This is a genomic window from Bacillus sp. 275 (genome assembly GCF_001999205.1).
Lineage (GTDB): Bacteria > Bacillota > Bacilli > Bacillales > Bacillaceae > Bacillus > Bacillus velezensis.
This window is the reverse complement of record NZ_CP019626.1, coordinates 3,469,252-3,488,360: the sequence shown is the minus strand read 5'-3', so window position 1 is coordinate 3,488,360 and position 19,109 is coordinate 3,469,252. Positions and strand designations below refer to the sequence as shown.

Genomic DNA, 19,109 nt, shown 5'->3' with positions numbered 1-19,109 from the left:
TTCCCCCCGGCTTTATGAATCGACATATCGTACGTGATCTATCGTGCCTTCCAAAAGGATTTCCTCAGGAAGGATTGCCTTAATGACCAAGTTTTTTCCTGATATGATACACTGCCCCTGCTTGAGCATCAGCCTGACTTCTTCTTCACTGAACAGCAGGAGGCCTCTGTGATTCTCTATGTAGATATGAAGTCTGCCGACCATCGTAATACGAGGCAGATCCATCATAACGTCCGGGGGAATTTCCAATGCTCTTGTCAGCCATGCCTTTACACGATTCTTTCTTTGCCCCATAAAAAAAGAACCCCCTTTCATCTCATATGTATGATTTGAAAAGGGGTTCTAACACTTTATTTTTTACCGATGTTCCGCATGGTCCGGTGCGGTTTTTTTGCACGGGGCGGACCCAAAACCTCACTGAATATAATGCCTTGGACCGCAGTTTCTTTATTTATTTTGAGGGCTGATTTCTTCAGAGACGCGTTTCGTGCGCGTGCGGATGTCAGCTTATGTTCAAGCCCGTTAAACATCTGCTCCGTCTCCGCTAGGCGCTTTTCAGCTTCCCTTCTTTTTTGCTCAAAAGGGTTCTCTTCTGAAACGGCAGGCCATTCTTCCGCTTTTGGCTTATGCTCTTTCTGCGGCTGTTTTTGATCCTGCTTTTTTGCCTGATTTCCGGGACGTGTACCCGGCGGACGTTTTTCATCTTTGTTTTTCTTGCCGAATATTGCCGATATAATGCCGATGACGGCGGCAATGACGAGCGGATTTGTCAGAATCTCGTGCATATAGCGGCTCCCTCCTTAATAGAGAGGTTATTGTTGGTCTTCATCTTGCTGGTCATTCGTCAGCTTGCCGATAGAATCCCTCATGTCCGTATCCGCGTCGATATTTTTTATGTTCATATAGTCCATGACGCCGATGTTTCCTTCACGCAACGCTTCTGCCATCGCAAGCGGCACTTCGGCTTCTGCTTCCACGACTTTCGCACGCATTTCTTCTACGCGAGCGCGCATTTCCTGCTCTTGGGCGACCGCCATGGCACGGCGCTCTTCGGCTTTGGCCTGCGCAATGTTTTTGTCTGCTTCTGCCTGATCCGTCTGAAGAATCGCTCCGATGTTTTTGCCGATATCCACGTCGGCGATGTCAATCGAAAGAATTTCAAATGCGGTGCCTGAATCCAGCCCTTTGCCAAGTACAGTCTGCGAAATCATATCAGGGTTTTCAAGCACTTTTTTATGATTGTGTGAAGAACCGATTGTCGAGACAATCCCTTCTCCGACACGGGCGACAACCGTCTCTTCTCCCGCTCCTCCGACAAGGCGCTCAATATTGGCTCTTACCGTGATTCTGGCTTTTGCTTTTACTTCAATTCCGTCCATGGCGACACCCGCGATAAACGGTGTTTCAATGACCTTCGGATTGACGCTCATCTGTACGGCTTCCAATACGTCACGCCCGGCCAGGTCAATGGCTGCGCAGCGTTCAAATGACAGCTCAATATTGGCGCGCTGTGCCGCAATCAGGGCATTGACCACCCTGTCGACATTACCTCCGGCCAGATAATGGCTTTCGAGCTGATTTGTTGTTGCGGACAGGCCGGCTTTGTGCGCTTTAATTAACGGATTGACAACGCGGCTTGGTATGACGCGCCGCAGCCTCATCCCGACCAAAGTGAAAATGCTGATTCTGACTCCTGCCGCAAGCGCCGAAATCCATAGCATCACCGGTACAAAGGTGAAGAATATGGCTAACACAATAATGGCAGCAGCAACTAATGCTAAAATCGCCAAACTTGACAGTTCCATCTAATTCCTCCTCAAGGTTATCATCTATATTTCTCTCACGACAATGCGTGAGCCTTCCGCTTTCACTACTTTCACCTGTCTGTCTTTTTCAGTGAATGATCCTTCCGAGACGACATCCAGACGTTCATCATCAATAATGACGGTGCCTGACGGTCTGAGGGCTGTAGCGGTAACGCCGACTTTTCCCAACAGCTCCGTCCGGTTCTGATTTGAAACATAACCGCTCTCCGTGCTTGTTGAATCAGTTAATATTAATTTTTTAAAGAATTTCATTCGTTTCCCCAACACCCTTGTTAATATGATAAAGGCTGTAATAGACACAGCAATGGCGATCAAGAGAGAAACCGCCATTACGGTAAAGCTGCCCGCAGCGAGAAAGAGGCTCGCAATGACGCCTGCAATACCGATAAGACCGATTATGCCTCCGGGCAGAAATATCTCTAAAAGGATAAAAACCAAGCCCGCGCAAAATAAGAATACGCTGTCATAGCCGGCGAATCCGGCAGCGATATGCCCGGTGAAAAACAGCAGCATGGCCGTCAGTCCGACGGCACCCGGTATCCCGAGGCCCGGCGAGAACAATTCAATGGTCAAACCAAGCAAAGCAAGCGTTAATAAGACGGGGACAACAAACGGATTTGTCAGCCATCTGCCCAGTTTGCCGACGAAACCTTCTTCTGCATGGTGAACATCCGCTTTGTCAAAACCGAGCTTTGTATATAAAGCATCAAGGTCTGAAACCGTGCCCTCCGAATATCCGACTTCCTTGGCTTTTTCAGCTGTCAGTGTCAGCAGTTTTCCCTTTGGGGCGCCCGCTTCCTTTGCATTAATGGCGGGATCTGCCATGGCCAGGGCGTATTTCGGATTTCGGTTGTTTTTAACCGCTGCGTCCTCCATTTCTGCATGCCACAGTGATTGGGCCTTTTTGTCTGCCGCGTTTCCCTTTCCGTCGATGATGGCTGCGGCACCCATTTTTCCGCCCGGCGCCATATAGAATTCATCTGCCTGGAGCGCTATATACGCTCCGGCAGAAAGCGCCCGTTTATTAACGTAAGCGGTAACAGGCACATCCGCGCGGCCGATGATATCCGCAATATCCAAGGCTGATTGAACGGCGCCTCCCGGTGTATTGATGTCAAGAATAATGTGTGACGCGCCGGACTCCTTCGCTTCTTTGAAAGAACGCGATAAAAACGAGGCGAGCCCCTGTTCGACATTTTTCTCAACCGGGATGACATAAACCGATGGGTGATCAGCTTTCGCGTTCAATTGAACCCCTAATAAAGATAATACAAATAAGCCCAATAGAGCAACAGCAATTCCGGTTTTTTTTCGGAACAAGGCAAATATACCCTCCTTCCCGTTTCGTTCTTCTTTATATACGTAACAAATGTACTTTAGTTTCATTTTTTTATGTATAAAAAAAGACATCTCTCAAGGAAAGATGTCTTTTTTCTTGTCAATTAAGATAATTGACTGCTGACAAGTCTGTTAATTACGCTGCCGTCAGCTTTACCTTTTACTTTAGGCATAATAGCACTCATCACTTTGCCCATGTCCGCTTTGGAGCTCGCACCGACTTCAGCGATGGTTTCATTTACGATTGTCTGCAGCTCTTCTTCAGAAAGCTGCTTCGGTAAATAAACTTCTAAAATGTCCAGCTCTTTTTGAACTTTATCTACTAAATCTAAACGATTAGCGTTTGAAAATTCATGGAGGGAGTCTTTACGTTGCTTAAGTTCACGAGATAGGACAGTAAGTTCCTCATCCTCGGTCAAACTGTCTTTCTTAAGCTTAATTGCTTCGTTTTGAAGTGAAGCTTTCACCATTCGAACGACAGTCAGTTTGTCTTTCTCACGGCTTTTCATATACAGCTTCATATCTTGGTTAAGTCGCTCAAGAAGACTCATAAATCCACCCTCTTTTAGAATTTGCGTTTTCTAGCAGCTTCTGACTTTTTCTTGCGCTTTACGCTAGGTTTTTCATAAAATTCGCGCTTTCTTGCTTCTTGCAAAGTACCTGTCTTTGATACACTGCGTTTGAAGCGACGAAGAGCATCTTCAAGCGATTCGTTTTTTCTAACGACCGTTTTTGACATTCTCTTTCCCTCCCTCCGAATACACCAATCGACTACCTTTAAAAAGATACATATATAAACATGTACTTTGACATTATAATATAAGCCATCAGTCAGGTCAACTAAGCGAGCTCACTTTTCCGTCATGAATAAGGCTGCTTGTCTATATAATGATGGAAAGGGGTGTTTCGTTTGATGATACTGATTCTCTTTACCGCACTTATCCTGGTTTTTTTACTCGGAATGAGCCTGCTCAGGCAGGGCCTGATCGCCTTAACGTATTCAAAAATTGAGAAGAGCCTGCTCTTATTTACCGACCACCCTTTGAAAGCTTTTCTCATAAGCATCGTATTCACCGGTTTTCTTCAGAGCAGCTCAGCCTTCATGGTCATTGTCATCGGCTTTGTCAGCGCAGGCGCTTTATCTTTTAAACGGACCATTCCGATGATTCTCGGCACGAATGTCGGCTCCACGTTTACGACGGAGTTTTTAGCCATAAAGATGGATGTGCTCATTTGGGTGCTTTTTATCGGAGGCCTTGTGTTTATCCTCCTCCGTAAATATCCGTTCAGGCAGATCGGCATAAGCTTCCTCGGTCTCGGCATCATCTTTTTTTGCATCACATGCTTCAGCCGGCTCGCCGTTCCGCTGACAGAAATGAAGGCGGGGGCGGAGGTTTTGCGACATGTGAATGATTCGAGCTGGTCCGCTCTTTTTATCGGTATGATATTGACGGCAATCATTCATTCAAGCTCCGTCTGCATCGGCATTTTGATGAGTTTTATGAACGAAGGAGTGATCGGCATTGAACAAGCGGTCAGCGTCGTTCTGGGATCTAATATCGGGACATGCGTCACGGCCGTCATGGCTGCTGTTTCAGGCGGTTATGCCGCCAGACAGACCGCCGGTGCTCACGTTGTGTTTAATATTCTCGGCGTGCTGCTCGTATTTCCCTTCCTGTCCGCATCAGCAGGTTTTACGGAGCGCCTGTCTGATGATCCCGCGCAGATGATTGCGCATTTCAGCCTGTTATTTAACGTAGTCACCGCCTTATTGTTTCTGCCGTTCACACATTTGTTTTACCGGCTGATTGACAGGCTGATTCCTCCGAAACCGTAAAAAAACCGATGCGGGAAGGGGACTGACCCCATAATATGAGACAAACAAAAAACACCTTCAAGTTTGAAAACGGATCGTTGTTATCCGAAATTAGACTTGGAGGTGTTTTTCTATGAGGGCAAGAGTGAGTTATCCGGTTGAAGTCAAACAGAAGGCTGTAGAAATGAGATTGGCGGGCGTGCCTGTGAAGGAGATCATGCAGGAATTGAATATAAAGAATAAGACGCAGGTGCAGACATGGGTCAGGTGGTATAAAGCTGGGGACACACATCGATTCGAACAACCTGTCGGAAAGCAATATTCTTATGGAAAAGGTCCAGAGTATTCTTCCGAATTAGAGAAACTGCAGGCAGAAAATCGTTATCTGAGACAACAGAATGAAGTGTTAAAAAAGTACAACGAATTGGAAAGGAAGCTGATAGCGAAACGCCAGTCGAGCTTGTAGAAGCATTGCGCGGCACAATGACCATACAGGATATCTGTATTCATTTAGGTATCTCACGAGCATCTTATTATCGTTGGAAGAAGAATCTGATGAAAGATAACCCTAAATACCATTTAGAAAAACAAATCGGCACGTTGTGCCGAGAACATAAGTATCGATATGGCTATCGGAAAATCACAGCCATATTAAAAAAGGGAATGCGTATTAATCATAAAACGGTTCAGCGCATTATGCAGAAAAACCAGTGGCAATGCCGGGTTAAGGTGAAAAAGCGCAAGAAGAATGGGCAGCCATATGCCGTGGCCGAGAATATATTAGATCGGAACTTTCAGTCTGATCGCCCTCTGGAAAAGCTAGTAACGGATATCACATATTTGCCTTATGGGCAGAAACAATTGTATCTTTCCAGTATATTGGATTTATACAATGGAGAAGTGATTGCTTTTACGATTGGCGATAGACAGGACACAGATTTTGTCTTACACACACTTGATCAGCTGCCCGTACTCCCAGAGAACTGCGTGTTACATAGTGACCAAGGTTCTGTTTATACATCTTATGAGTATCAGAAAGCTGTTAAAACAAAAGGCATTACCATGAGCATGTCCCGTAAAGGGACACCCGCTGATAATGCCTCCATCGAATCGTTTCATTCCTCACTAAAGTCTGAAACGTTCTACCTCGACAGGTTGGAAAGCACTACGACGACCATCGTAGAGCAAACTGTCGAAACCTATATATACTATTATAACAACATTCGTATTCAAACGAAACTAAACAACCAGCCGCCGGTCACATACCGACAGCTGGCTGCTTAAAGGTGTTTTGATCCCTGTCTCAAAAACGGGGGTCAGTCCCGGAAGGCACCGGTTTTTTTATCTGTTATGAAGACATGCGCATGTTCCGGGTCATTTCATCCTCAACGACGCGGACGAATTGCCCTTCATTATACGGATAGCCCGCTTTTTGAATTTTGACTTTGACAAGTTTGCCGATTACATCTTCCGTGCCTTTGAAGACGACTTTCATGTAATTGTCCGTATAGCCGACGAACATGCCGTCTTCATCAGACTCTTTAAACGCCTCTTCCGGAATGATTTCCAGAACCTCTCCTTCATAATCGGAGGCGTATTCTTTTGCAAGCTGGTCAGACAGCGCGATCAGCTTATGCACCCGTTCGTTTTTCACGTTCTCGTCAACCTGGTCTTCCATTCTGGCCGCAGGTGTTCCGGTGCGTTTGCTGTAAGGGAATACGTGAAGCTCTGAAAACTTATGTTCTTTAATGAACCGGTATGTTTCCATAAATTCTTCTTCCGTTTCTCCCGGGAAACCGACGATGACATCAGATGTGACGGCAAGACCCGGCAGCGCTTCTTTAAGCTTATTTAAACGGTCCGCGAAAAATTCCATCGTATATTTGCGTCTCATCCGTTTCAGAACGGTGTTTGATCCTGACTGAATCGGGATATGAAGGTGACGGACGATTTTATCAGACGCATCCAGCACTTCAATTACTTCATCAGTGATTTGGCTTGCTTCAATAGATGAAATTCTGATCCGCTTCAGTCCTTCTACACGTGTATCAAGCTCGCGGAGAAGCTTGGCGAAATTATAATCTTTCATATCTTCGCCGTAGCCGCCCGTATGAATCCCCGTCAGGACGATTTCTTTATAGCCGGCATCCACCAGCTGCTGCGCCTGTTTAATGACTTCTTCCGGATCGCGGGAACGAAGCAGGCCGCGCGCCCAAGGGATAATGCAGAACGTACAGAAGTTGTTGCAGCCCTCTTGGATTTTTAACGACGCTCTTGTACGGTCAGTAAAAGCAGGAACATCCAGCTCTTCAAACACGCGTGCTTTCATAATATTGCCGACGCCGTTGATCGGCTGGCGCTCTTCCCTGTACTGCTCAATGTAACCGAGCATTTTTTCACGATCCTGCGTGCCGACGACGATGTCAACACCCGGGATGGCCATAATTTCCGCCGGAGAGGTTTGCGCATAGCACCCTGTTACGCAGATGACGCCGTCAGGATTTTGGCGGATCGCCCGTCTGATGACTTGACGGCTTTTTTTATCTCCCGTGTTTGTTACCGTACATGTATTAATGACATATACATCTGCTGTCTGTTCGAATTCTTTTCGTTCATAACCCGCATCTTTAAACAGCTGCCAGATTGCTTCTGTTTCATAATGGTTGACCTTGCAGCCAAGGGTATGAAAAGCAACAGTTGCCACTACTGATCACCTCTTAATAACTCTGTATGATAGGAAACTGCGCTTAACGCGTAAAGAGGCGCAGTTTCAGTCCGTAAAATTCTCGGTCCGAGGCCGCATAAGACGGCGCCTTTTTCTGAGAGCTGATGAACTTCAGACTCAGTCAGACCGCCTTCAGGGCCGAATACGATTAAAAGAGACGAACCTTGCGGAAGGCTTTTGAGCTCCGCAGCGAAAGCGCCCGTTTCTCCCTGCTTTGATGACTCCTCGTATGCAACGACACATTTATCGACATTCTCCGCCATTTCAAGCAGCTGCCGGAACGTATGAACGGTTTTCACTTCGGGAATTTCATTGCGGTACGATTGCTCCGCCGCTTCCTTCGCGATTTTCGCCCATCTCTCCCGCTTTTTCTTTGCCTTTTTGTCGTCTAGCTTAACGACGGATCTGGCGCCCTGAAAGGGGATGAACATACTAGCCCCCAGCTCGGTCCCTTTTTGGATAATCCATTCAAGCTTATCGCCTTTCGGGAGGCCGCTTGCGATCCTGATCTTCAGCGGCAGTTCACGGTTTTCACCCGTCCACTCAGCAATGCTGCATGATATATGATCTTTAGAAACCTCTTTAAGCAGGCATAACGCTTCATGGCCGTCTTTCGAACAGCAGATAATCCGGCCGCCCGCACTCATTCTCATGACATTCGCTATATGGTGGACGTCTTCCCCCGTGATTTGAAAATCGGGAGTTTCGTCCATCTCCTGCTTCGTGAGCTCGATAAAATATCGTTGCATACGCTGTGACACCTACTAACTGTTATTTTTTCGCGATGATGCTGACCCAATCTTCCATAGACAGAATTTCTATGATGGTAAAGCCGGCTTTTTCCAACGCTTCTTTTACTTCCTGTTTTTTCTGGCCGATAATGCCTGAAGTAATAAAATGGCCTCCGTCTTTGAGCAGGTCGTACGCCTGTGATGTAAAGCGGAGAATCACTTCCGCCAAAATATTTGCGACAATGACATCATGTTCGCCCGTGATGCCGTCTAACAAATTGTTCTGCTTCACTTCGGCCGTATCACTCACTTTGTTCAATTTCACATTCAGACGCGCGCTTTCAACAGCGACCGGATCAAGGTCATACGCATGAACCGATTCGGCCTCAAGCATGGCGGCCGCGATGCTTAAAATTCCTGAACCGGTGCCGACATCAATGACACGGTCGCCTTTTTGAACGATGCGCTCAAGCGCCTGAATGCACAGAACGGTTGTCGGATGCGTTCCCGTACCGAATGCCATACCCGGATCCATTTCGATAATCAGTTCATCTGTATGAACAGGTGTGTACGTTTCCCATGTGGGAACGATCGTGAACTTTTCAGAAATTTTCACAGGATGATAATACTTTTTCCAAGCTGTCGCCCATTCTTCTTCATTAACTTCAGAAATGGTGATTGTGTTTCTGCCCAAATCAATGTCGTACAAAAGCAGATTATTAATCGTCTCTTTAATGCCGTCCACCGTTTCGCCGAGGAAACTGTTGATCGGCAGATACGCTTTGACAATGACACCCTCATCGGGGTAATCATTGGGGTCGAGCTGGTAGATTTCCCCGTAAACATTCTCACGCTCTTTCATTAAATCAAGCGGATCTTCGATGACAACCCCGCTCGCACCAGCTTCATGCAAAATATTTGAGATGGGTTCGACCGCTTCATGTGTTGTGTGAATGCTGATTTCGGACCATTTCAAAACTACCAACTCCTATCCAATCATTACTCGCCTTTAAATGCGCGTTTTACTTTGTCAAAGAAACTCATTTCTTGTTCATCCGGCAGGTTTCCGCTGACTTCAGCGAACTCGCGGATGATGTCTTTTTGTTTGTCTGTCAGATTCGTCGGTGTGACGACGCGGACGACAATGTGCTGGTCGCCTTGTCCGTAGCCCCGGACGTTCTGAACGCCTTTGCCTCTTAATCTGAATTTCGTGCCTGTTTGTGTGCCGGCAGGTATTTTCAATTTCACTTTTCCGTGAAGCGTCGGCACTTCCACTTCGTCTCCGAGTGCCGCTTGGGCAAACGTTAACGGCATTTCGCAATAAATATCGTCTCCGTCGCGCTCAAAGAACTCGTGGGCGCGCACATGGAATACGACAAACAGATCTCCCGCAGGCCCTCCGTTTACGCCCGGTTCACCTTGGCCCGGAACGCGCAGCTGCTGTCCGTCATCCACACCGGCAGGAATCGTGACATTGATTTTTTTCCGTTTTTTCACTTTGCCCGTGCCGCCGCAGTCAGAACACTTGTTTTTGATGATTTTTCCTGTTCCTTCACAATGGTGGCAGACTCTTCGGTTAACCACTTTGCCAAACGGCGTGTTCTGTTCGACGTTCAGCTGGCCTGAACCTCCGCAGTGCGAGCACGTATCCGGCTTTGTTCCCGGCTTCGCGCCAGACCCTTTACATGTTTCGCAATTCTCTTCGCGCGGAATTTCAATGATCGTTTCTTTCCCGAAAGCCGCGTCTTCAAATGACAGGGTCATTGTATACTGCAGATCCGCGCCTTGCCGCGGCGCATTCGGGTCACGGCGTCTCGTGCCGCCTCCGAAGATGCTTGAGAAGATGTCATCGAAACCGAAGCCGCCGAAGTCTCCGCCGCCTCCGAAACCGCCGCCGAATCCCTGGTTAGGGTCTGTATGGCCGAATTGGTCATATTGAGCGCGTTTTTGGTCGTCTGAGAGCGCTTCGTACGCTTCTTTTACCTCTTTGAATTTTTCATCTGCTCCGGATTCTTTATTGATATCAGGATGATATTTTTTTGAAAGCTTCCGATAGGCTTTTTTGATTTCATCCTTTGAAGCGCTCTTACTTACCCCAAGCACTTCATAGTAATCACGCTTACTCATCTCGCTTCACTCTCCCGAATTTCTCACATAAATTAGATTGTATCATTTTGAATTATGTTTTTTCAATTCCTTTTATCCCGGGCAAGAAAAAAAGTCAAAGCCAAGAGATGCCTGACTTTGACTTTCTGTCTGTTGAATCAGAATATGCTATGTGTTCTTCCGCCTATAGCCATGCGGGAAAGAACTTATTTTTTCGTTTCGTCGTCTTTTACTTCTTCGTATTCCGCATCGACAACGTTGTCATCCGCTTTTTTGCCTTCAGCGTTTGCTCCGCCTTCAGCCTGCTGCGCTTTCGCCGCTTCCTCGTAAAGCTTCATAGAAAGCTCTTGAACGATTGTTTGAAGCTCATCTTTTTTCGCTTTGATGTCTTCAATTTCGTTTTTCTCGATAGCGTCTTTCAGCGCGTCTTTCGCGTCGTTTGCTTTTTTCACTTGCTCTTCGTCCACTTTGCCTTCCAGATCTTTTAATGTTTTTTCCGTTTGGAACACAAGCTGGTCAGCTTCGTTGCGGACTTCGATTTCTTCTTTTCTTTTCGCATCAGCGTCAGCATTTTCTTCCGCTTCTTTTACCATGCGTTCGATCTCATCATCAGAAAGACCTGATGAAGATTTGATTGTAATATTTTGTTCTTTTCCTGTGCCTAAGTCTTTCGCTCTTACGTTTACGATACCGTTTTTGTCAATATCGAAAGAAACTTCGATTTGCGGTACGCCGCGCGGTGCAGGCGGGATATCAGTAAGCTGGAAGCGGCCGAGCGTTTTGTTGTCGGCAGACATCGGGCGCTCACCTTGAAGCACGTGAATGTCAACAGCCGTTTGGTTGTCAGCTGCAGTTGAGAATACTTGAGACTTGCTCGTCGGAATTGTCGTGTTGCGGTCGATCAGTTTTGTGAACACGCCGCCCATTGTTTCAATACCGAGAGAAAGCGGTGTAACGTCAAGAAGAACAACGTCTTTTACGTCTCCCGTGATGACGCCGCCTTGAATCGCTGCACCCAGTGCTACAACTTCATCAGGGTTTACGCCTTTATGCGCTTCTTTACCCGTTTCTTTTTTGATTGCTTCCTGTACGGCAGGAATACGTGTTGATCCGCCGACAAGGATAACTTTGTCGATTTCGCTTGCAGAAAGATCCGCATCTTGAAGAGCCTGACGGACAGGAGCCATTGTGCGCTCAACAAGGTGAGCGGAAAGCTCTTCGAATTTAGCGCGGGTCAGTGTCAGCTCAAGGTGAAGAGGGCCTGCTTCTCCCGCTGTGATAAATGGTAAAGAAATTTGTGTAGATGAAACGCCGGAAAGATCTTTTTTCGCTTTCTCAGCCGCATCTTTCAAACGCTGAAGCGCCATTTTGTCTTTTGAAAGATCAATGCCGTTTTCTTTTTTGAATTCTGCTACGAGATGATCGATGATGACTTGGTCAAAGTCGTCCCCGCCAAGACGGTTGTCACCGGCAGTTGAACGGACTTCAAACACGCCGTCGCCAAGTTCAAGAACAGATACGTCAAACGTACCGCCGCCAAGGTCGTAAACAAGAATCGTTTGGTCTTCGTCCGTTTTATCAAGTCCGTATGCAAGCGCTGCTGCAGTCGGCTCGTTGATAATACGTTCTACTTCAAGACCGGCGATTTTACCGGCATCTTTTGTCGCTTGGCGCTCCGCATCGTTGAAGTATGCAGGAACCGTGATAACGGCTTTTGAAACTGTTTCGCCAAGGTAGCTTTCAGCATATGCTTTCAGATGCTGAAGGATAATAGCTGACACTTCTTGAGGCGTGTAGTCTTTTCCTTCGATTTCCACTTTATAGTCAGTACCCATATGGCGTTTAACAGACATGATTGTGTTGGGGTTTGTGATGGATTGGCGTTTTGCCACTTCCCCTACTTGGCGCTCGCCGTTTTTAAATGCAACGACTGACGGAGTCGTACGGTTTCCTTCAGCGTTGGCGATGACTGTAGGCTCTCCGCCTTCAAGCACTGCCACACATGAGTTTGTCGTACCCAAGTCAATTCCGATTACTTTACTCACTTTGAATTACCTCCTGCTATGTAGTTATTGATTCACTTTTACCATTGAAGGACGGATGACGCGATCCTTCAGTTTGTAGCCTTTTTGCAATTCTTCGATAACAATATTGCTGCCGAAGTTTTCATCTTCCACCTGCATGACGGCTTGGTGAAGGTTCGGATCAAATTCCTGACCGACAGCTTCAATAGCTTCAACGCCTTCTTTTTCAAGTGCGTCCATCAGCTGGCGGCGGACCATTTCCATACCTTGCAGCAAGCTTTTTGTCTGCTCGCTTTCAGCTTCTACCTGTAACGCCCGTTCAAAGTTGTCGAGAGCCGGAAGGATTTCCGTTACGACGTTTTGAGAACGGTATTTCTGAGCAGCTTCCATTTCAAGGCGGCTGCGTCGTTTATAGTTTTCAAAGTCTGCTTGAACACGCAAAAGCTTGTTTTCTTTTTCATCAAGCAAACCCTGCAATTCATCAATTTGGTGCTGAAGGGCTTCTTCCTGACCTGCCGTTTCTTCATGCTGCTCTTGTGAAGCGGCTTGTTCTGCCTGTTCTGTCACTTCTTCTTGTTCTGCTGCTTCAACCTGTTCTGCTGCTTCAACCTGTTCTGCGGTTTGTTTTTCTTCTGACATTGTGTTCACCTCCCTCAAATGCTGTAAAAAGATGACTGAAAATGATTGCCAAAATTCCCTTATTCATCATACAAACTTGTGAATGCTTTTGACAAGTCCGAAGTCACGTGCTGCAGCAGGCTGACGACTCTTGAATAATTCATGCGCGTCGGCCCGATAATGGCGATTGATCCGATCTGTTTCGTATCAACTGTATAGGTGGCCGTGATTAAACTGCAGTTTTCCATTTCTTCGTAGTCGTTTTCTTTCCCGATTTTGATTGAAATCCCGGCTTTTGATGACTGAAACAGCTTCAGAACATCCTGCTCTTTTTCAATTAAAGATAAGAGCGAGCGGACCCTTTCAATATCATGGAACTCCGGCTGATTCAGCATGTTGATTTTTCCGCCGAAAAACAATTTCTCAACGTGGGCCGCCGGATGGAATGTGGAGCGGAGCGATTCAAGTATGCTGTCATAGTTGGCGATATGCTGCCTTAAATATGTGACAACCTCTTTGAAAATGCGCTCATTCAGTTCGTCCATCGGCACGCCCGCTAATCTATCGTTTAGTATATTGACCAGTTTTTCAATATCGGCCAAATCCACTTTAGCCGGGAAATTGATGGTGCGGTTTTCGACATGCCCCGTGTTCGTGACGAGGATGGCGACCGCCTTATCCGGCTGGATCGGAACGATTTGAATCTGTTTAAGATAGTTCTCGCTCAGCGTCGGCCCGAGGACAATCGATGTGTAGTTTGTCAGGTCGGACAGGATTTGCGCTGATTTTTGGACTGTTTTTTCCAGCTCGAAGATTTTTTCTTTAAATATCGAGTGAATTAAATCCAGATCGGTTTTTGTCAGCTTGACGGGTGACAGCAAATGATCGACATAATACCTGTACCCTTTTTCCGACGGAATCCGTCCTGAGGATGAATGGGTTTTTTCAATAAAGCCCAATTCCTCCAAGTCAGCCATCTCGTTTCTGATCGTTGCAGAGCTGAATGTAATCTCGTCTTTTTTTGAAAGAGTTCTTGATCCTACAGGCTGCGCCGATTGTATAAAATCATTAATAATCACTTGCAGGATCAACAGCTGACGATTTGTTAACATCATCATCACCCCTGTTAGCACTCAAGGTCAGCGAGTGCTAATTCTATATCAAAAGTAACAAACCAAAAGAAAAATGTCAATTATAACTCACCCAAAAAAGCGCCAAAAACCTCATTTCCTAATAATTTGCCTTCATGCGTTAATGCAACCGATTCTTCCGTGTCACAGATCAGGCCTTTTTCGGTTAAATCTTTGAGAACATCGGGAAACAGTTCGTCGACCGAGCGTCCGAATTTATCGAGAAAAGCTTGCTTTTGTACGCCGGACATTTTTCTGAGACCGAGGAACATTTCTTCTTCAATCTGCTCCTCACGTGTCACCTCGTGCGTGTCACGGTAAGGCAGCCCCTTTTCTTCGATGAGCTGCATGTAATGTTTCACAGGCCCGGCGTTGACGGTGCGCGTGCCGCTGATATATCCGTGAGCGCCTGCGCCAAAACCGAAATACTCTTCATTGCTCCAATACGTCAGATTATGCTGGGACTCGTATCCGGGCTTTGCAAAGTTACTGATCTCGTATTGACGGATGCCCGCTTCACTCATCTGCCTCATGACCGTTTCATACATCTCGGCCTCTTGTTCTTGCGCGGGGAGATGCAGGCGGCCTTTTTGCATTAAATTATAAAACACCGTTTTCGGCTCTACGATCAGCGAGTAAACGGAATAGTGCTCCGCATCAAGAGACAAAGCCGTTTTGACGGAATTGTCAAGATCGGCCAGCGTCTGACCCGGCAGGCCGAACATTAAATCGAGACTGATGTTGTCGAAGCCGAGAGCTCTCGCACGTTCAAAGGAAGTGAATACGTCCTTTTGTTTATGCACTCTGCCGATTTTTTGTAAAAGCTCATCTTCAAAGGTTTGAACACCGAAGCTCAGCCGGTTGATACCGGCATTTTTCATGATTTTTAATTTTTCCGGGGATAAATCATCCGGATTCGCTTCCGCGGCAAATTCTATGAGTCCGTCAGAAGGCTTCAGCACGCGGTGAATGGAATCCATCAATTTTTCCAGTTGGACGGGTGAGAGCGATGTCGGCGTGCCTCCCCCGATAAAAATCGTGCGGAGATCAGGGCGTCCCGTCCGTTCTATTGTATTTATCATTTCCTTTTCGAGTGAGTTTAAGTACTCATCGACAGGCTGGCTCTGAATAAAATATTTATTGAAATCGCAATAGTGGCAGATATGCTCACAAAACGGAATATGAATATAAGCTGATTTCATTTTGAAACACCTTCTTCTTTACAGAAAGAAGCCGCAGCGCGGGGCTGCGGCGGCTTCCGTTATTTTTTCGGGCTGTCATCCATTTTAAGAACGGCCATAAACGCTTCCTGCGGCACTTCTACTGAGCCGACCTGCTTCATCCGGCGTTTTCCTTCTTTTTGTTTTTCAAGAAGCTTCCGTTTCCGTGAGATGTCTCCTCCGTAACATTTAGCCAATACGTTTTTACGCATCGCTTTAATGGTAGAGCGGGCCACGATTTTCTGGCCGATCGCCGCTTGAATCGGTACTTCAAAGTGCTGGCGCGGAATGAGCTCTTTTAGTTTTTCTACAATTACCTTTCCGCGTTCGTACGCGTAATCGCGATGCACGATAAATGAAAGGGCGTCGATTTTTTCTCCGTTCAGCATAATGTCCATCTTGACAAGTTTAGACGGTTTGTAGCCGATCAGCTCGTAATCAAAGGACGCGTAGCCTTTTGTGCTTGATTTCAGCTGATCAAAAAATTCATATACGATTTCCGCTAATGGCATGTCATAGACAATGCTGACACGATTTGCGTCTAAATATTGCATGTCGATAAAATTGCCGCGTTTTCCTTGGCAAAGCTCCATCACCGCACCGACATAATCGTTCGGCACCATCATTGTCGCTTTTACATACGGCTCCTCGATTCTTTCGATCTTTTGTGGGTCAGGCATGTTGGACGGATTGTCAACAACAACCTTTTCGCCGTCTGTCATATACACATCATAGATAACACTCGGTGCCGTTGTGATCAGGTCGATTTTAAACTCACGCTCAATCCGCTCCTGAATGATTTCCATGTGAAGCATACCTAAAAATCCGCAGCGGAAACCGAATCCGAGCGCTTGGGATGTCTCTGCTTCATATTGAAGCGATGAGTCATTCAGTTCAAGCTTCTCAAGAGCTTCCCTTAAATCATTGTATTTGGCCGTATCGATCGGATACAAACCGCAATACACCATCGGGTTCAGCTTGCGATACCCAGGCAATGCTTCGGCAGCCTGATTGGCCGCGCTTGTTATCGTGTCACCGACGCGTGTGTCACCGACATTTTTGATCGCAGCAGTTAAAAAGCCTACATCGCCGACAGTCAGTTCATCTGTCGGAGTTGCTTTCGGCGTGAACACACCGACTTCTGTCACTTCAAACTCTTTTCCGGTTGCCATCATTTTAATTTTCTGGCCCGGTTTGACCGTTCCTTCTACGACTCTGATATACGCGACGACTCCGCGGTACGCGTCATAAAGCGAGTCAAAGATGAGCGCTTTCAGCGGAGCTTCCGGATCTCCCGCGGGAGCCGGCACTTTTTCTACGATCTGTTCTAAAATGTCTTCGATGCCGATGCCCGCTTTCGCTGAAGCGAGGACGGCGTCTGAAGCGTCAAGGCCGATAACGTCCTCAACCTCTTGACGCACACGTTCTGGCTCTGCGCTCGGGAGATCGATTTTATTAATGACAGGAAGAATCTCAAGATCATTATCAAGCGCCAGATAGACGTTCGCCAATGTCTGCGCTTCTATTCCCTGAGCCGCATCAACAACGAGAATCGCGCCTTCACAGGCAGCCAGGCTTCGCGATACTTCATATGTAAAGTCGACGTGTCCGGGCGTGTCGATGAGATGAAATATATATTCTTCTCCGTCTTTTGCTTTGTATTTCAGCTGAACGGAATTTAATTTGATGGTAATTCCCCGTTCGCGTTCAAGGTCCATTGAATCAAGCAATTGTTCTTTCATTTCCCGCTGGGTGATCGCCGATGTTTTTTCTAAAATCCGATCCGCCAAGGTCGATTTGCCGTGGTCTATGTGGGCGATGATGGAGAAATTCCGGATTCTTGACTGCCTCTCTAAACGCTTTTCTTTATCTGTCACAATCTATCACTCCTACTATTAAACGCAAAATACACTAGCTTAGATTATATCAATAGGATTGTAAACATTCAATTAAAACAAGAAAGAGAAAAGCTTCCTTTAAGGAATCATCCGCTTTTCTCTTCATCAATGCTAACGGTTCAGTTTCGAAACCCACTCATACATCGCCTGCGCCGAGTCCGTCACGGTATTTGAAAGGGTTTCTCCGGCTTTTGAAAACAGGTTGAAGGTTTCCGCCTGTTCCAGCTGTTTTTGTTTTTCTTCCAGATCTTTCGCCGTAACGGTTTGCCCCAAAATGGAAGCTTCTTTTTCCTGTCCTTCTCCGCCGCCGAGCGTGAATGCTCCTTTTAAGGAAGGGTCTTTGTATCCTTTCATATCAAGCATTCCGCTGTTTGCCTGCTGCATGCCGAACAATACGCCGAAAAACATGACAATGGCGATCAGCAGGCATTTGCCGGTAAAACGGATCATTCGAATCACCTGATTTCTATTGTTTTTTCTTCTCTCCTGATTGCGAGCTGACTTTTTCTGCATCCCAGTACAGTTCGCTGAACACATCGGCCACGGCATCTGATGCGCGCCTCAGTTCTTCAAGATTGTTATCCACGCCCCCGAATTCCAGCAGAAGCGACCGGTCGTTTAAATCTTGGTTGTATACTCCATTATCTCCCGGAGAGCCTTTTGATAAAACACCGACGCTTAAGCCGGGGTATTTTTTCTCCATCAGCTTATGAAGTTCACTTGCGAGTTTATAGTTTTCTTCAAAATTAGCGCTTTTTTTGCCGACGACGATGGCGACTCTGGCATAGCTTTTTCCTTTGATGTCGGCTGTCGTATTTTTCTTGCGGCGGGAATCCCGGTGAATGTCTATGGTATATTGCAGGTTTTTATTTTTGGCGAGCGCGCTTTTTACGACCGGCCTTGATTCGTCGTAGCTTCGCGCATAATTTAAACCGTCTTTGTTCAGGCGGGCCTGAATGTCGGTTTTATCTACGGTCGCTCCTACACCTTGCGCTTCAAGCGCTTTTCCGAACATATCTCCGACAAGCGTGACATTGGCCTTCGAATGGCGGGCGTTATCCGGATTTGTTTCCCCCTTTAACAGAGGAAGATAGGATTCGGTATTATGAGTGTGGTAAATAAAAACGACTTTTTTGCTGCCTGTTGAATGTTTCGGCGGCGCCGTTTCTTCTTTTTTCGTTTTGTTTTCGATTTCTGCCAGGTTCACTTCTTTTTCTTTTTCCATCACCTTTGACGGCGGCGGAGATTCAGCCGGCATATTCGTATAATCCGTCCCCTGCCCCGCCAGAAGGATCTCCGTATCATATTGGGAAAATCCCGGCAGCTCACGTCCCAAGAAACTCCGCGGGTCTTCCATATTAATGCTTGTCGCCAGTTTTAAGGACAGCCGGGACAGCTGAAAAGAGTCTTTTTCAGGAAGCTCTGAGGCGAAATAATGATTTTCCATGCCGAGGAGGTGTGCAAACGCGTCACCCGGAAGTTCTCCGGCAATTCCGTGAAGAGAATCCGAAGAAAGCCTCAGTTCAGGGCGAAGCGATGTGAGCACACCCGATAATACAAAAATAACGATAAGGCTTGTCATAAACAAAAACATGCCCTTGAGCGCATTTCCACCGTTTACTGCAACGACAATTTGACGGTTTCTGCGTTTTTTTCTCATGATTTGAATCCCTCCAG

At 46.7% G+C, this 19,109-nt stretch carries 19 protein-coding genes; 2 read left to right on the top strand and 17 right to left on the bottom strand.

The window, feature by feature from the left end:
- Nucleotides 1-12 precede the first annotated feature (12 nt).
- From yqfC to rpsU, 6 genes are all read right to left on the bottom strand, one after another.
- Nucleotides 13-294 (bottom strand): sporulation protein YqfC, encoded by a 282-nt coding sequence (yqfC, locus tag BZ167_RS17200; RefSeq protein WP_003152966.1) that lies wholly within the window; start codon nt 292-294, stop codon nt 13-15.
- A gap of 56 nt (nt 295-350) precedes the next feature.
- Nucleotides 351-785: a YqfB family membrane protein gene (locus BZ167_RS17195; RefSeq protein WP_039254434.1), complete on the bottom strand. Its 435-nt coding sequence runs from the start codon at nt 783-785 to the stop codon at nt 351-353.
- Nucleotides 786-812: 27 nt separating this feature from the next.
- Nucleotides 813-1,805, bottom strand: a complete 993-nt coding sequence (gene floA / locus BZ167_RS17190) for a flotillin-like protein FloA (RefSeq protein WP_007408280.1) — start codon at nt 1,803-1,805, stop codon at nt 813-815.
- A 24-nt stretch (nt 1,806-1,829) separates the two neighbouring features.
- Entirely contained in the window at nt 1,830-3,146 is a 1,317-nt protein-coding gene (locus tag BZ167_RS17185) for an NfeD family protein (RefSeq protein ID WP_061860719.1), read from the bottom strand.
- Nucleotides 3,147-3,268: 122 nt separating this feature from the next.
- The gene (locus BZ167_RS17180) at nt 3,269-3,715 is read right to left on the bottom strand and encodes a GatB/YqeY domain-containing protein (protein WP_007408278.1); all 447 of its coding nucleotides are present in this window, start codon (nt 3,713-3,715) and stop codon (nt 3,269-3,271) included.
- A 14-nt stretch (nt 3,716-3,729) separates the two neighbouring features.
- Entirely contained in the window at nt 3,730-3,903 is a 174-nt protein-coding gene (gene rpsU / locus BZ167_RS17175) for a 30S ribosomal protein S21 (protein ID WP_003152957.1), read from the bottom strand.
- A 171-nt stretch (nt 3,904-4,074) separates the two neighbouring features.
- Here rpsU and BZ167_RS17170 point away from each other — a divergent pair, with 171 nt between their 5' ends.
- Nucleotides 4,075-5,001 carry a Na/Pi symporter gene (locus tag BZ167_RS17170; protein WP_007408277.1) on the top strand — a complete coding sequence of 309 codons (927 nt, stop codon included), beginning with the start codon at nt 4,075-4,077 and terminating at the stop codon, nt 4,999-5,001.
- 112 nt (nt 5,002-5,113) lie between these two features.
- A protein-coding gene (locus tag BZ167_RS17165) for an IS3 family transposase (RefSeq protein ID WP_095352997.1) occupies nt 5,114-6,264 on the top strand; the annotation gives its coding sequence in 2 pieces (ribosomal slippage) (nt 5,114-5,387 and nt 5,387-6,264; 1,152 coding nt in all).
- 64 nt (nt 6,265-6,328) lie between these two features.
- Here the strand turns inward: BZ167_RS17165 and mtaB are convergent.
- The 11 genes from mtaB to spoIIP form a co-directional block, all read right to left on the bottom strand.
- Nucleotides 6,329-7,684 carry a tRNA (N(6)-L-threonylcarbamoyladenosine(37)-C(2))-methylthiotransferase MtaB gene (gene mtaB, locus BZ167_RS17160; protein ID WP_014305444.1) on the bottom strand — a complete coding sequence of 452 codons (1,356 nt, stop codon included), beginning with the start codon at nt 7,682-7,684 and terminating at the stop codon, nt 6,329-6,331.
- On the bottom strand, nt 7,684-8,454 hold the full coding sequence (locus BZ167_RS17155; RefSeq protein ID WP_015417848.1) for a 16S rRNA (uracil(1498)-N(3))-methyltransferase: 771 nt from the start codon (nt 8,452-8,454) through the stop codon (nt 7,684-7,686). Before BZ167_RS17155 ends, mtaB begins: the two co-directional genes overlap by 1 nt.
- Nucleotides 8,455-8,476: 22 nt before the next feature.
- Nucleotides 8,477-9,412 carry a 50S ribosomal protein L11 methyltransferase gene (gene prmA / locus BZ167_RS17150; protein WP_012118021.1) on the bottom strand — a complete coding sequence of 312 codons (936 nt, stop codon included), beginning with the start codon at nt 9,410-9,412 and terminating at the stop codon, nt 8,477-8,479.
- A gap of 23 nt (nt 9,413-9,435) precedes the next feature.
- Nucleotides 9,436-10,563 carry a molecular chaperone DnaJ gene (gene dnaJ / locus BZ167_RS17145; protein WP_003152895.1) on the bottom strand — a complete coding sequence of 376 codons (1,128 nt, stop codon included), beginning with the start codon at nt 10,561-10,563 and terminating at the stop codon, nt 9,436-9,438.
- A gap of 185 nt (nt 10,564-10,748) precedes the next feature.
- Nucleotides 10,749-12,587, bottom strand: a complete 1,839-nt coding sequence (gene dnaK, locus BZ167_RS17140) for a molecular chaperone DnaK (RefSeq protein ID WP_015417849.1) — start codon at nt 12,585-12,587, stop codon at nt 10,749-10,751.
- A gap of 24 nt (nt 12,588-12,611) precedes the next feature.
- Nucleotides 12,612-13,205 carry a nucleotide exchange factor GrpE gene (grpE, locus tag BZ167_RS17135; RefSeq protein WP_033574149.1) on the bottom strand — a complete coding sequence of 198 codons (594 nt, stop codon included), beginning with the start codon at nt 13,203-13,205 and terminating at the stop codon, nt 12,612-12,614.
- Between the two features lie 59 nt (nt 13,206-13,264).
- On the bottom strand, nt 13,265-14,296 hold the full coding sequence (gene hrcA, locus BZ167_RS17130) for a heat-inducible transcriptional repressor HrcA (RefSeq protein WP_003152889.1): 1,032 nt from the start codon (nt 14,294-14,296) through the stop codon (nt 13,265-13,267).
- An 80-nt stretch (nt 14,297-14,376) separates the two neighbouring features.
- A complete protein-coding gene (gene hemW / locus BZ167_RS17125; RefSeq protein ID WP_015417851.1) occupies nt 14,377-15,516 on the bottom strand; it encodes a radical SAM family heme chaperone HemW in 1,140 nt (379 codons plus the stop codon).
- A 59-nt stretch (nt 15,517-15,575) separates the two neighbouring features.
- Nucleotides 15,576-17,411: a translation elongation factor 4 gene (gene lepA, locus BZ167_RS17120; protein WP_014418416.1), complete on the bottom strand. Its 1,836-nt coding sequence runs from the start codon at nt 17,409-17,411 to the stop codon at nt 15,576-15,578.
- A 132-nt stretch (nt 17,412-17,543) separates the two neighbouring features.
- The gene (locus BZ167_RS17115) at nt 17,544-17,882 is read right to left on the bottom strand and encodes a YqxA family protein (RefSeq protein WP_007408270.1); all 339 of its coding nucleotides are present in this window, start codon (nt 17,880-17,882) and stop codon (nt 17,544-17,546) included.
- A gap of 16 nt (nt 17,883-17,898) precedes the next feature.
- The gene (spoIIP, locus tag BZ167_RS17110; RefSeq protein ID WP_060674653.1) at nt 17,899-19,092 is read right to left on the bottom strand and encodes a stage II sporulation protein P; all 1,194 of its coding nucleotides are present in this window, start codon (nt 19,090-19,092) and stop codon (nt 17,899-17,901) included.
- Nucleotides 19,093-19,109 lie beyond the last annotated feature (17 nt).